11 protein-coding genes and 2 tRNA genes are annotated in these 13,802 nt (G+C 60.4%); 10 read left to right on the forward strand and 3 right to left on the reverse strand.

All coding sequences use genetic code 11. From position 1 onward, the window contains the following. Positions 1-77: 77 nt before the first annotated feature. From VNV36_RS15420 to VNV36_RS15435, 4 genes are all read left to right on the forward strand, one after another. Positions 78-154 (forward strand) — tRNA-Met (locus tag VNV36_RS15420). Positions 155-372: 218 nt separating this feature from the next. Further along, positions 373-449 (forward strand) — tRNA-Met (locus VNV36_RS15425). Positions 450-728: 279 nt separating this feature from the next. Continuing rightward, a complete protein-coding gene (gene mprF, locus VNV36_RS15430) occupies positions 729-3,368 on the forward strand; it encodes a bifunctional lysylphosphatidylglycerol flippase/synthetase MprF (RefSeq protein WP_325718511.1) in 2,640 nt (879 codons plus the stop codon). Further along, positions 3,368-4,663, forward strand: a complete 1,296-nt coding sequence (locus VNV36_RS15435) for a virulence factor family protein (protein ID WP_325718512.1) — start codon at positions 3,368-3,370, stop codon at positions 4,661-4,663. Before mprF ends, VNV36_RS15435 begins: the two co-directional genes overlap by 1 nt. A gap of 351 nt (positions 4,664-5,014) precedes the next feature. Here the strand turns inward: VNV36_RS15435 and VNV36_RS15440 are convergent, their stop codons facing one another. Further along, positions 5,015-6,856 carry a potassium transporter Kup gene (locus tag VNV36_RS15440; RefSeq protein ID WP_414705523.1) on the reverse strand — a complete coding sequence of 614 codons (1,842 nt, stop codon included), beginning with the start codon at positions 6,854-6,856 and terminating at the stop codon, positions 5,015-5,017. 349 nt (positions 6,857-7,205) lie between these two features. Between VNV36_RS15440 and rimO the strand changes: the two genes are divergently transcribed. From rimO to tsaA, 5 genes are all read left to right on the forward strand, one after another. Further along, positions 7,206-8,543 (forward strand): 30S ribosomal protein S12 methylthiotransferase RimO, encoded by a 1,338-nt coding sequence (gene rimO, locus VNV36_RS15445; protein ID WP_325718514.1) that lies wholly within the window; start codon positions 7,206-7,208, stop codon positions 8,541-8,543. 192 nt (positions 8,544-8,735) lie between these two features. Next, positions 8,736-9,209, forward strand: a complete 474-nt coding sequence (locus VNV36_RS15450; RefSeq protein WP_325718515.1) for a GNAT family N-acetyltransferase — start codon at positions 8,736-8,738, stop codon at positions 9,207-9,209. A gap of 191 nt (positions 9,210-9,400) precedes the next feature. Next, positions 9,401-10,111, forward strand: coding sequence for an rRNA pseudouridine synthase (locus tag VNV36_RS15455; protein ID WP_325718516.1), 711 nt, complete (start codon positions 9,401-9,403; stop codon positions 10,109-10,111). A gap of 70 nt (positions 10,112-10,181) precedes the next feature. Then, entirely contained in the window at positions 10,182-10,649 is a 468-nt protein-coding gene (locus VNV36_RS15460) for a YehS family protein (protein WP_325718517.1), read from the forward strand. A gap of 72 nt (positions 10,650-10,721) precedes the next feature. Further along, the gene (gene tsaA / locus VNV36_RS15465) at positions 10,722-11,420 is read left to right on the forward strand and encodes a tRNA (N6-threonylcarbamoyladenosine(37)-N6)-methyltransferase TrmO (protein ID WP_325718518.1); all 699 of its coding nucleotides are present in this window, start codon (positions 10,722-10,724) and stop codon (positions 11,418-11,420) included. A 183-nt stretch (positions 11,421-11,603) separates the two neighbouring features. Here the strand turns inward: tsaA and fpr are convergent, their stop codons facing one another. Continuing rightward, positions 11,604-12,383 (reverse strand): ferredoxin-NADP reductase, encoded by a 780-nt coding sequence (gene fpr, locus VNV36_RS15470; RefSeq protein ID WP_007908723.1) that lies wholly within the window; start codon positions 12,381-12,383, stop codon positions 11,604-11,606. A gap of 133 nt (positions 12,384-12,516) precedes the next feature. Between fpr and VNV36_RS15475 the strand changes: the two genes are divergently transcribed. Continuing rightward, positions 12,517-13,443: a LysR family transcriptional regulator gene (locus tag VNV36_RS15475; RefSeq protein WP_325718519.1), complete on the forward strand. Its 927-nt coding sequence runs from the start codon at positions 12,517-12,519 to the stop codon at positions 13,441-13,443. On the opposite strand, the gene VNV36_RS15480 is transcribed toward VNV36_RS15475, so the two are convergent. Continuing rightward, entirely contained in the window at positions 13,440-13,802 is a 363-nt protein-coding gene (locus VNV36_RS15480; RefSeq protein WP_042607041.1) for a diacylglycerol kinase, read from the reverse strand. The genes VNV36_RS15475 and VNV36_RS15480 overlap by 4 nt on opposite strands.

The following is a 13,802-nucleotide window of genomic DNA, read 5'->3' on the forward strand; positions in this document are numbered from 1 at the left end:
GCGCTTGAACCTCAACAGTTTTATCTCAACTTAAGGTTGACACACTCGCATTCCTCTGTAGAATGCCGCCACACAGACGCGGGATGGAGCAGTCTGGTAGCTCGTCGGGCTCATAACCCGAAGGTCGTCGGTTCAAATCCGGCTCCCGCAACCAAACATCAGAAAAGGCTACTCGAAAGAGTAGCCTTTTTTGTGCGCGCCTGTTTTGCGGCCAGTGCTGGACGATCCGAGCAACCGCAAACAGGATTTCTTTGCATTTCCGAAACTTAACGCACACCTGCGACCGTTTGCCGCGATTGCGCAGTTATTTGACCCATTACAGGATTAGCGGTTGACACCCCGGCGTTCGCCTGTAGAATGCCGCCACACAGACGCGGGATGGAGCAGTCTGGTAGCTCGTCGGGCTCATAACCCGAAGGTCGTCGGTTCAAATCCGGCTCCCGCAACCAAACATCAAAAAAGGCTACTCGAAAGAGTGGCCTTTTTTGTATCTGTCGAAAAAGTCCTTTCGCAACAATGATCTGTCACTGTGCAGTGAACCGTTGGGGATCATCATTAGCGCTGACTTGCGACTATGCATGAGTCGCAGACAGGGCTTCTGCAATCCAGGAACTGCCCTCGCCGATGCCCGACGAGAGGCGTAGTATTTTGTGATTATTTTTTTCTACAGGGATTGGTAACTTGGCTGGATACCTCCATCCTGTCGCGCACAATCCAAGAGGTGATTGATGCGCGCCAACTCGTCTGATCCACAAGACACCGTCACAGCAGATCAACCGATCAAACCTGAGCGTTTGCGCTTGCTGGATCGGTTAAGCAAATACCGGCAGCCGATCGGCCTGGCCGTCACTTTGCTGCTGTTTGCCATTGCCCTGATTGCCTGCCGCCATCTGCTCGCCGAGCTCGATCTCGACGCGTTGCACGACTCGATTCTCGACGTGCCGAAACCGGCCCTGCTCGGCGCGATCGGGGCGACCGTGGTGGGTTTCATCATTCTGCTCGGCTATGAATGGTCGGCCAGCCGCTATGCCGGTGTGAAACTGCCGCCGCGCACGCTCGCCCTCGGCGGCTTCACCGCGTTTGCGATCGGCAATGCGATTGGCCTGTCGCTGCTTTCCGGTGGCTCGGTTCGTTATCGTTTATATGCGCGATTGGGCGTCGGTGCGTCGGAAGTCGCACACATGACCCTGTTCGCCAGTCTCTCGCTGGGCTGCGCGTTGCCGCCGCTGGCTGCGCTGGCAACCTTGAGCAATCTGCCCGCCGCCTCGCAAGCGCTGGGACTGTCCGAAGCATTGTTGGGCGGCGTCTCCGGCGCCGTGCTGATACTTGGCGCGGTGCTGGCTATCGGCATTTACCGCCGTCGTCTGCCGGATCAACCCTACCCCGACAATCTACTGGTCAAGGCCGGGCGCCGCACCCTGCGCCTGCCGGGTCGACGCCTGACCTTCCTGCAACTGGTGATCACCGCCCTCGACGTCGCGGCGGCCGCCACCGTTCTCTATTTGCTGCTGCCGGAAGCGCCGCCGTTTGCGCCGTTCCTGCTGGTGTACCTGCTGGCCCTGGCCGCCGGTGTGCTCAGTCATGTGCCAGGCGGCGTCGGAGTCTTCGAAGCAATTCTGCTGGCCGCGTTTGCCGATAAGCTCGGTGCCGCCCCACTGGCCGCGGCCCTGCTGCTCTACCGTCTGATCTATGTGGTACTGCCGCTGCTGGTGGCCTGCGTGCTGTTGCTGATCAATGAAGGTCAGCGCCTGTTTCAAACCCAGACCATGCGCGCGGCATCTGGTCTGGCCGCCCCGATTCTCGCGGTACTGGTGTTCCTGTCTGGCGTAGTGCTGCTGTTTTCCGGTGCTACCCCGGAGATCGACACGCGCCTGGAGCACATCGGTTTTCTGATCCCCCATCGTCTGGTCGACGCATCGCACTTCGGCGCCAGCCTGATCGGCGTGCTCTGCCTGTTGCTGGCGCAAGGCCTGCGCCGTCGGCTGTCAGCGGCATGGATGCTGACCACCATTCTGCTGCTGGTCGGCGCCCTGCTGTCGCTGCTCAAAGGCTTCGACTGGGAAGAAGCCACGCTGATGACCCTGACGGCCGCGTTGCTGGGCGTGTTCCGCCGCTCCTTCTATCGTCCGAGCCGTCTGACCGAACTGCCGTTTTCACCGCTGTATCTGGTGGCCAGCCTTTGTGTGCTGGGCGCTTCGGCCTGGTTGCTGCTGTTCGCCTATCAGGACGTGCCGTACAGCCATCAACTGTGGTGGCAGTTCACCCTCGACGCTGACGCGCCGCGTGGCCTGCGCTCGCTGCTCGGCGCTGCCGTGTTGTTGGTGGTGATTTCTCTGACCTGGCTGTTGCGCACCGCGCGCCCGGTAATTCATTTGCCGACGCCGGACGAACTGGATCGCGCGGCAAAGATTCTCATGGCCTCGTCGCAACCCGACGGCGGCCTCGCGCTGACCGGTGACAAGGCGTTGCTGTTTCATCCCAACGACGAAGCGTTCCTGATGTACGCCCGCCGTGGCCGCAGTCTGGTGGCGCTGTACGACCCGATCGGGCCGAGTCAGCAACGCGCGGAAATGATCTGGCAGTTCCGTGATCTCTGCGACATCCATCACACGCGCCCGGTGTTCTATCAGGTTCGTGCGGAGAATCTGCCGTACTACATGGACATCGGCCTGACCGCGATCAAGCTTGGCGAAGAAGCCAGGGTCGACCTCAAGCGCTTCGATCTGGAGGCCAAGGGCAAGGAGATGAAGGACCTGCGCTACACCTGGAACCGTGGTACCCGCGACGGCCTGTCGCTGGAAATCTTTGATCCGGGCCAGGCACCGATGGATGAGCTGAAAGTGATCTCCGATGCATGGCTGACCGGCAAAAACGTGCGGGAGAAAGGCTTTTCCCTCGGCCGCTTCAGCGACGATTACCTCAAGCATTTCCGTATTGCGGTGATTCGCTTCGAAGGCCGCCCGGTGGCGTTTGCCAATTTGCTCGAGACCTACAGCCACGATCTGGCCAGCCTCGACCTGATGCGCGCGCACCCGCAAGCGCCGAAGCTGACCATGGAATTCATGATGGTCGGCCTGATTCAACACTATAAGAGTCACGGATACGCGCGCTTCAGTCTGGGCATGGTGCCGTTGTCGGGGTTGCAACCCCGGCGCGGCGCCCCGCTGACCCAGCGACTGGGCTCGATGGTCTTCCGCCGTGGTGAGCAGCTGTACAACTTCCAAGGCTTGCGCCGCTTCAAAGACAAGTTCCAGCCTGACTGGGAACCCCGTTATATGGCCGTGCCCGCCGGACTCGATCCGCTCGTGGCGCTGGCCGACACTGCCGCCCTGATCGCGGGCGGCTTGACTGGATTGGTGAAACGCTGATGATTCAACGCTCCCTGAAGTACATCCTGGCCGCCCTGCTGGTGCTGGCCGTGATTGCCGGCGGCGGTTACTGGTACCTCAAACGCCCGGCACCGGAACCGACCGTCGAACAGCTCAACCCCGCCGATGGCGCGGCCATGACCCGAGTTATCCCGGGCACCAAGCCGAAAGCCCAAGTGCTGGTCGCGGTCACAGACGAACAAAAGCTTTCCGAAAAACAACTGACCACCCTCAGCCGCAGCGCTTCGGCGCAGATCGTTCAGGTGATTCTGCCCAAGGACTGCCTGCTGCAAAGCCGCGCTCTGCAATCCGGCCTGCGCGAGCTGAACGGCCCTGCCACGCTGGTCAGCGGCATCGGCCCGGGCGCTGTATTGGCGTGGCGCTGGCTGGCGGAACAGAAAGACGACAAGGCCCAGGCCATTTCCGTCGATCTGGCGCTGGAAAAACCCGGCTGCACCCATCTGCTGCCGAAATCCGCCGCCCATGGCCACTGGCTGGTGGCCTGGAACGACAACCCGGACGACACCAGCGCCGGTTTCGTGCGCGACCAGCCAAACGCCGAAACCAGCATCAGCGACTACGACATCAACCTGCCGCAAGTGCTGAACAATGAGCTGCGCAAAATCCTCGTCGGCGGCGAAAAGCCCAACGGTGGTTTGGCGATCCCGGTGGTCGAAGTGCCGGCCGGCCAGGCCAACGACACCGTGACTCTGTTCCTCTCCGGCGACGGCGGCTGGCGCGACCTCGACCGCGATGTCGCCGGTGAAATGGCCAAGATCGGCTACCCGGTGGTCGGCATCGACACCTTGCGTTATTACTGGCAGCACAAGAGCCCGGAACAAAGCGCCCTCGACCTCACCGAACTGATGCAGCACTACCGGCAGAAATGGGGCACCAAGCGCTTCATCCTCACCGGCTACTCGTTCGGCGCCGACGTCCTGCCAGCGATCTACAATCGCCTGCCAGAGAACGAACAGCAGCGCGTCGACGCAATCATCCTGCTCGCCTTCGCCCGTACCGGCAGCTTCGAAATCGAAGTCGAAGGCTGGTTGGGTAATGCCGGCAAAGAAGCCGCCACCGGCCCGGAAATGGCCAAGCTGCCAGCGGCCAAGGTTGTGTGCATCTATGGTGAAGAAGAAACCGACGAAAGCGGCTGCACCGACAAGACCGCCGTCGGCGAACCGGTGAAACTGCCCGGCGGTCATCACTTCGACGAGAACTACCCCGCGCTGGCCAAGCGCTTGGTGGAGCTGATTCAGAAGCGCCAGAGCAAGGATTCGGTCGCCGAAGAGTGATCTGAGCCACTCCCACAAAAAGCCCCCGCAACTTCGCAGTTGCGGGGGCTTTTTACATTCCAGCTCCCATAGGGGAATCGCCCTGATTTTGAAGGTTTTGTGCCGACGCCCGTAAATCTCTTGACTCTTCAGGAAGCTAAAAACGCCATGTGTCCACATTCCATAAAACGTGGACACTGAGAGGCTTGAAGATCAAAAGATCGCAGCCTTCGGCAGCTCCTACATAGAATGCACAACCTGTAGGAGCTGCCGAAGGCTGCGATCTTTTGATCTGGACTTGTGGATTAACCCAGAAACAAAAAAGCCCCCACCAGCACAAAGCTAACGGGGGCTTTTCAGTTGAAGTGAAGGTTACATTTCGACCTGCGTCCCCAACTCAATCACCCGATTCAGCGGCAAATTGAAAAACCGCAAATTGCCATTGGCATTCTTCAACATGAACGCAAACAACGCTTCGCGCCAACGCGCCATTCCCTCGAGCTTCGAGGCAATCACCGTCTCTCGGCTGAGGAAGTAAGTAGTACGCATCGGGCTGAAGTCGAGGTCTTCGAGGTGGCACAGCTTCAACGCCTGGGGCACGTCCGGCTCGTCGGTGAAGCCGAAGTGCAGGATCACCCGGAAGAAACCCTCCCCGTGCGCTTCGACTTCAAAGCGGCGTGACGGAGGGACGCGCGGGATGTCTTCGTAGACCACCGTCAGCAGCACCACCTGCTCATGCAAGACCTGGTTGTGCAGCAGGTTGTGCAACAGCGCATGCGGCACCGCGTCGGAGCGAGCGGTGAGGAACACGGCGGTGCCCTGCACACGATGCGGCGGTTGCACGCGGATGCTGCTGATGAAGATCGGCAGTGGCAGCGCGCCTTCGTCGAGGCGTTCGACCAGCAATTGTTTGCCGCGCTTCCAGGTGGTCATCAGCACGAATAGCGCAATGCCGGCGATCACCGGGAAGGCGCCGCCCTGAACGATCTTCGGCACGTTGGCGGCGAAGTACAGGCCATCCACCAGCAAGAAACCGAGCAACACGGGCACCGCCAGCACAGGCGGCCATTTCCACAGCAGCAGCATCACCGCCGACACCAGAATGGTGGTCATCAGCATGGTGCCGGTCACCGCCACGCCGTAGGCCGAGGCCAGTGCGCCGGAGGATTCGAAGCCGATCACCAGCAACACCACGCCGACCATCAGCGCCCAGTTCACCGCGCCGATATAGATCTGGCCCTGCTCGTCGCTGGAGGTGTGCTGGATGTACATGCGCGGAATATAGCCGAGCTGGATCGCCTGACGGGTCAGGGAGAACGCGCCGGAAATCACCGCCTGCGAGGCGATCACCGTGGCCAGGGTCGACAGACCGACCAGCGGAATCAGCGCCCAGCTCGGGGCCAGCAGGTAGAACGGGTTACGCGCGGCGTCCGGGTTTTCCAGCAGCAATGCGCCCTGACCGAAGTAGTTGAGTACCAGCGCCGGCAGCACGAGCAGGAACCACGCACGGGCGATCGGTTTGCGGCCGAAGTGGCCCATATCGGCGTACAGCGCTTCGGCACCTGTCAGCGCCAGCACCACGGCGCCGAGAATCGCCACGCCCATGCCCGGATGCACGATGAAAAAATTCACCGCCCACATCGGGTTGATGGCGTGCAGCACTTCCGGCGTGTGGCTGATCCCGTACACGCCAAGCGCGCCAAGGACGAGGAACCAGGTGACCATGATCGGCCCGAACAGAATGCCGATCCGCGCGGTACCGTGGCGCTGGATCAGAAACAGCGCGACCAGCACGACCAGCGACAGCGGCACCACCCAGTGGTCGATGCCGTCAAACGCCAGGCCCAGGCCTTCGATCGCCGACAGCACGGAAATCGCCGGGGTGATCATGCTGTCGCCGTAAAACAGCGCCGCGCCGATCAGTCCGCAGACCACCAGCAGCGTGCGCAGGCGTTTGCGCCCCGCCGCTGCCCGCCGTGCCAGTGCGGTGAGCGCCATGATCCCGCCCTCGCCCTGGTTGTCGGCGCGCAGGACGAACATCATGTACTTGATCGAGACCACCCAGATCAGCGACCAGAAGATCAACGACAGAATACCGAGCACGCCGTCGTGATTGACCGCTACGCCGTAACCGCCGGAAAACACTTCCTTGAGGGTGTACAACGGGCTCGTGCCGATATCGCCATAAACCACCCCGACCGCTGCGACCAGCATACTCAGCGGCCTGCTTGCCGAACCCTCGGCGCCTGCCACGTGACTACTTGCCTGACCCATCCAACACTCCTACTTCTCAGAACCGGCTTCTTTGAATGAAGCACTATGCTTTGTGGTGCAGCATGCGCTGTTTTACCTGTTGTTACAGACCATTTGTTGACTGCACAAAATCGGTAAAGCTCAACGGCGCGAAGCATAGCGCAGCACTCGTCGTATTTCCCTGCATAAAGCTGGTCAAGTGCGTTGCCCGCCGCTAGAATTGCGCACTTTTTGATCAGAGGCGCACCCTGAGCGCCCGTCCGTCGGCTTCCTTCACGGTTGGCGACGTCACAAAACACCGAGGTTAGACATGTCCACCACTCCTGCGCCGGCCAATCCAAAGGTTGGCTTTGTATCTCTGGGTTGCCCGAAAGCACTGGTCGACTCCGAGCGCATCCTGACCCAGCTGCGCATGGAAGGCTATGACGTGGTGTCCACTTATCAGGACGCGGACGTCGTGGTGGTCAATACCTGTGGCTTCATCGATTCGGCGAAGGCCGAGTCGCTGGAAGTGATCGGCGAAGCGATCAAGGAAAACGGCAAGGTGATCGTCACCGGTTGCATGGGTGTGGAAGAAGGCAACATCCGCGACGTGCACCCGAGCGTGCTGGCAGTAACCGGCCCGCAGCAGTACGAGCAAGTGGTCAACGCCGTGCACGAAGTGGTGCCGCCGCGTCAGGATCACAACCCGCTGATCGACCTGGTGCCGCCGCAAGGCATCAAGCTGACCCCGCGCCACTACGCTTACCTGAAGATTTCCGAAGGCTGCAACCACAGCTGCTCGTTCTGCATCATCCCGTCGATGCGCGGCAAACTGGTCAGCCGCCCGGTGGGCGATGTGCTCGACGAGGCCCAGCGTCTGGTCAAATCCGGCGTCAAAGAGCTGCTGGTGATTTCCCAGGACACCAGCGCCTACGGCGTCGACGTGAAATATCGCACCGGTTTCTGGAACGGCGCGCCGGTGAAAACCCGCATGACCGAACTCTGCGAAGCGCTGAGCACGCTGGGCGTCTGGGTCCGCTTGCACTACGTTTACCCGTACCCGCACGTCGACGAATTGATCCCGCTGATGGCCGCCGGAAAAATCCTGCCGTATCTGGACATCCCGTTCCAGCACGCCAGCCCGAAAGTCCTGAAGTCGATGAAACGCCCGGCGTTCGAAGACAAGACCCTGGCGCGGATCAAGAACTGGCGCGAAATCTGCCCGGACCTGATCATCCGTTCGACCTTCATCGTCGGCTTCCCGGGCGAGACCGAAGAAGACTTCAAGTACCTGCTCAACTGGCTGACCGAAGCCCAGCTCGATCGCGTCGGCTGCTTCCAGTACTCGCCAGTGGACGGTGCGCCGGCCAATGATCTGGATCTGGAGGTTGTACCGGACGACGTCAAGCAGGATCGCTGGGAGCGCTTCATGGCGCACCAGCAGGCGATCAGCTCGGCACGCCTGCAAATGCGCATCGGCCGTGAGATTGAAGTGCTGGTGGATGAAGTGGACGAACAAGGCGCAGTGGGCCGTTGCTTCTTCGATGCGCCGGAGATTGATGGCAACGTGTTTATCGACAATGGCAGCAACCTGAAGCCGGGCGACAAGGTCTGGTGCAAGGTGACTGACGCCGACGAATATGATCTGTGGGCTGAGCAGATCTAAACCCGGCACCCTGTGGAGCTGCCGAAGGCTGCGATCTCTTGATCTTGAAAGTCAAAAGATCGCAGCCTCGTTTCACTCGTCAGCTCCTGCAGGGATCGCTGAATTGAAAAGCCTCGCTCGATGCGGGGCTTTTTTGCGGCTATCGTTTAGCGGGGGACGGACTCCCTTGAAACGCACAAGAGGCACAGGCACATGCGTCAGCATTCGGTCATCCACACACCGAAAATCAGCGATTACGAAGAATTGACCCGGGTCTGGGAGGCCTCGGTCCGTGCCACCCATGAATTTCTGCCGGACAGCTACATCGAACTGCTGCGCAATCTGGTGCTGACCCGCTATCTCGATGCGGTGATGCTGATCTGCACCAAGGACCGCCAGCAACGCATCACCGGGTTTGCCGGCGTGGCGGCGGGCAAGATTGAAATGCTGTTCATCGATCCCCAGCATCGCGGTCAGGGGCTGGGCAGGCAGTTACTCAGATATGCGATCGAACGGCTGAACGCCGACGAGCTCGACGTCAACGAACAGAACCCGCAGGCGCTGGGGTTTTATGAGAAACAGGGCTTCGAGGTGATCGGCCGCTCCGAGGTCGATGGCATGGGCCAACCGTATCCGTTGCTGCATATGCGCTTGCGCCAGTCCCAACAGCGCTCAAGCAACGGCTGACACACCATGGAACCCCTGTGGGAGCGAGCCTGCTCGCGAATGCGGTGTACCAGTCACTGCACACATAGACTGGCAGGACGCCTTCGCGAGCAGGCTCGCTCCCACAGTGAGTACAGCGCCTGCAAATGGAACCGGGCTTAACCGCTTCCACACAGGTACAATGCCCACCCCTTTTTTGTTACGGCCCTGTCATGACTGACCCGATTCGCCTCTCCAAACGCCTCATCGAACTGGTCGGTTGCTCCCGCCGGGAGGCCGAACTGTTCATCGAGGGCGGCTGGGTCACCGTGGACGGCGAAGTCATCGATGAGCCGCAATTCAAGGTCGGCGACCAGAAGGTCGAGCTCGACAAGGACGCCAAAGCCACTGCGCCGGAGCCGGTGACCATCCTGCTCAACGCGCCCGCCGGCATGGGCGTCGAAGCAGCCATGCAATCGCTGACCGCCGAAACCCTCAGCGAAGAGCACCGCTACGGCAAGCGCCCGTTGCGCGGGCACTTCCTGCGCCTGACCGCCAGTGCCGACCTGCAGCCCAAGGCCAGCGGCCTGCTGGTGTTCACCCAGGACTGGAAAATCCTGCGCAAGCTTACCGCCGACGCGGCGAAGATCGAGCAGGAGTACATCGTCGAAGTCGAAGGCGAGATGGCCGCCCATGGCCTCAATCGCTTGCAGCACGGCTTGACGCACAAGGGCAAGGAGCTGCCGCCGGTCAAGGCCAGCTGGCAGAACGAAAACCGCCTGCGCTTCGCCATGAAAAACCCGCAGCCGGGAATCATCGCGCAGTTCTGTGAAGCGGTCGGCCTGAAGGTCATCGGCATCCGCCGCATCCGCATCGGCGGCGTGTCGATCGGCAAGGTTCCGGTTGGCCAATGGCGCTACCTGTCCGGCAAAGAGAAGTTCTGACACTTTCACTGCCGCCCCACATTTCGGCAGCGCCCGCGAGCGCTGCTTACAACGCATCAGGAATACCGACATGGTTCATAACGACGTACTGCGCAGCGTGCGCTACATGCTCGACATCAGCGACAAGAAAGTCGTCGAGATCATCAAATTCGGCGGCATGGACGTGACCCTCGCCGACGTGGTGAGCTGGCTGGACAAGAAAGAAGAAGACGAAGAAGGTTTCGTACGCTGCCCGGACGAGGTCATCGCACACTTCCTCGACGGCCTGGTGATCTTCAAGCGCGGCAAAGACGAAAGCCGTCCGCCGCAGCCGATCGAAGTGCCGGTGACCAACAACATCATCCTGAAGAAGCTGCGCGTGGCCTTCGAACTCAAAGAAGACGACATGCACGCTATCCTCAAAGCCGCCGAATTTCCGGTGTCCAAACCTGAGCTGAGCGCGCTGTTCCGCAAGGTCGGCCACACCAACTATCGTCCGTGTGGCGACCAGTTGCTGCGTAATTTCCTCAAGGGCCTCACGCTCCGCGTAAGAGCCTGAAAGCAGCTACAAGCTTCTAGCTTCTAGCTTAATGCTTTGCAGCCCATACCCGCCCCGCTTCGAATGCAGACCATGACTTACAGCGTCTCCCCCATCGGCTTCGTACGCTCTTGCTTCAAGGAGAAGTTCGCCATTCCACGTCAGCCGCAACTGGCCCCTGCCGCCCGTGGCGTGCTGGAGCTGGTGGCGCCTTTCGATCAGGGCGACGCCGTGCAGGGGCTGGAACAGGTCAGTCACGTGTGGCTGTTGTTCCTGTTCCATCAGGCCCTGGAAGACAAGCCGCGCCTGAAGGTGCGCCCGCCTCGTCTGGGTGGTAACAAGTCGATGGGCGTGTTCGCCACTCGCGCCACGCACCGCCCCAACGGCATCGGCCATTCGGTGGTGAAACTGGACAAGGTCGAAGGCCATCGCCTGTTCATTTCCGGGATCGATTTGCTCGACGGTACGCCGATGCTGGATATCAAACCGTATGTGCCGTACGCCGACATCATCCCGGATGCGACCAATGACATTGCCAGCGCAGCGCCGTGTCTGATCGATGTGCAGTGGACGGATTCAGCGCTGCAACAGGCGCACGGGCACGCGCTGCGCCTCGATGAGCCGTTGGTTGAATTGATTGAGCAGTGTCTGGGCCAGGATCCGCGCCCGGCGTATCAAACGCCCGCGCCTGAGCGAGAGTACGGCGCACAGTTCTGGGATCTGGACGTGCGCTGGCATTACCCGACGCCAGAGCGGATTTGTGTGCTGGAAGTCATCCCGGCTGGGGCTTAATGCTCGCGGTCAATGTAGGAGCTGCCGAAGGCTGCGATCTTTTGATCTTGATCTTAAAAGCAGGATCAAAAGATCGCAGCCTTCGGCAGCTCCTACATGGATCGTGGCAGGCATGAAGAAAATGTGTCGGGCATAAAAAAGCCCCCATTGCCTGCCAAGGCAATGGGGGCTTTTCAGTGGGGGTTATTTCTCGACGAACGCTCGCTCGATCAGGTAGTCACCCGGCTCGCGCATCCGCGCCGAGATCTTCAGACCGAAGCTGTCGAGCACTTCGCTGGTCTCATCGAGCATGCTCGGGCTGCCGCAGATCATCGCGCGGTCATCCTGCGGGTTGATCGGTGGCAGGCCGATGTCGCTGAACAGCTTGCCGCTGCGCATCAGGTCGGTCAGACGTCCCTGATTCTCGAACGGCTCACGGGTCACGGTCGGGTAGTAGATCAGCTTGTCACGCAGCGCCTCGCCAAAGAACTCGTTCTGCGGCAGGTGCTCGGTGATGAATTCGCGGTAGGCGACTTCGTTGACGTAACGCACACCGTGAACCAGGATCACTTTTTCAAAGCGCTCGTAGGTTTCCGGGTCCTGAATGACGCTCATGAACGGCGCCAGACCGGTGCCGGTGCTCAGCAGGTACAAATGTTTACCCGGATTCAGGTCATCCAGCACCAGGGTGCCGGTAGGCTTTTTCGAGATGATGATCTCGTCGCCTTCCTTCAAGTGCTGCAGCTGGGAGGTCAGCGGACCGTCCTGCACCTTGATGCTGAAGAACTCGAGATGCTCTTCCCAGTTCGGGCTGGCGATCGAGTAAGCGCGCATAAGCGGGCGGCCGTTGGGCTGTTGCAGGCCGATCATCACGAACTGACCGTTCTCGAAGCGCAGACCCGGATCGCGGGTGCACTTGAAGCTGAACAGAGTGTCGTTCCAGTGATGAACACTGAGGACACGCTCGTGGTTCATGTTGCTCATGTACGTTTGACTCCTGGAGATTGGGTCTGCGCGGCCCGTCGAGGCTTAACGTGCGCAATTGCATCGCATTCTAATAGCGACGACAATATCTGTTAACTGGATTATTAAGATAAGGGTTATCGGTTATATCGATATGCGATTTACTCTCCGTCAGCTGCAAGTATTCGTCGCCGTCGCCCAGCAGGAAAGCGTATCCCGTGCTGCGGGTCTGCTCAACCTCTCGCAATCGGCGGCGAGCACTTCGATCACCGAGCTTGAGCGCCAGTCCAGCTGTCAGCTGTTCGACCGCGCCGGCAAACGCCTTAGCCTCAACGCCCTTGGCAAACAACTGTTGCCTCAAGCGGTGGCCCTGCTCGATCAGGCCAAGGAGATCGAAGACCTGCTCAACGGCAAATCCGGTTTCGGCTCATTGTCGGTCGGTGCAACGCTGACCATCGGCAATTATCTGGCGACCCTGCTGATCGGCAGCTTCATGCAGCGCCACCCGGAAAGCCAGGTGAAGCTGCACGTGCAGAACACTGCCAATATCGTGCAACAAGTCGCCCACTACGAAATTGATCTGGGTCTGATTGAAGGCGATTGCAGCCACCCCGACATCGAAGTGCAGAGCTGGGTCGAAGACGAGCTGGTGGTGTTCTGCGCGCCGCAGCATCCGTTGGCAAAGCGCGGCAGCGCCACGATGGAAGAGTTGACTCACGAAGCGTGGATTCTGCGCGAACAGGGTTCCGGGACGCGCCTGACCTTCGATCAAGCCATGCGCCACCATCGCAGTGCGCTGAACATTCGGCTGGAGCTGGAACACACCGAAGCGATCAAACGCGCGGTGGAATCAGGCTTGGGGATTGGCTGCATTTCGCGGCTGGCACTGCGCGATGCCTTCCGCCGCGGTAGCCTGGTGCCGGTGGAGACGCCGGATCTGGACCTGGCCCGGCAGTTCTATTTCATCTGGCACAAACAGAAGTACCAGACCTCGGCCATGCGCGAGTTTCTCGATCTGTGCCGCGCGTTCACCGCCGGGGTGCAGCGCAGCGACGAGATCGTCCTGCCGAGCATCGCTTAAAGCAGAATCACTGCCCACACCAGGGCGATCATGCTCAGCGCCACGAACTGCGCGGCGCTGCCCATGTCCTTGGCGTTTTTCGACAGCGGGTGCAGTTCCAGCGAGATACGGTCGATGGCCGCTTCCACCGCCGAGTTCAGCAGCTCGACGATCAGCGCCAGCAGACACACAGCAATCAATACGGCCTGTTCGACACGGCTGACATTGAGGAAGAATGTCAGCGGAATCAGTACGACATTGAGCAGCACCAATTGGCGGAACGCTGCTTCGCCGGTGAAGGCGGCGCGCAGACCATCGAGCGAATAGCCGGATGCGTTGAGGATGCGTTTCAGGCCGGTCTGGCCCTTGAAAGGTGACAT

This window comes from Pseudomonas sp., from assembly GCF_035554175.1.
Classification (GTDB): Bacteria; Pseudomonadota; Gammaproteobacteria; order Pseudomonadales; family Pseudomonadaceae; genus Aquipseudomonas.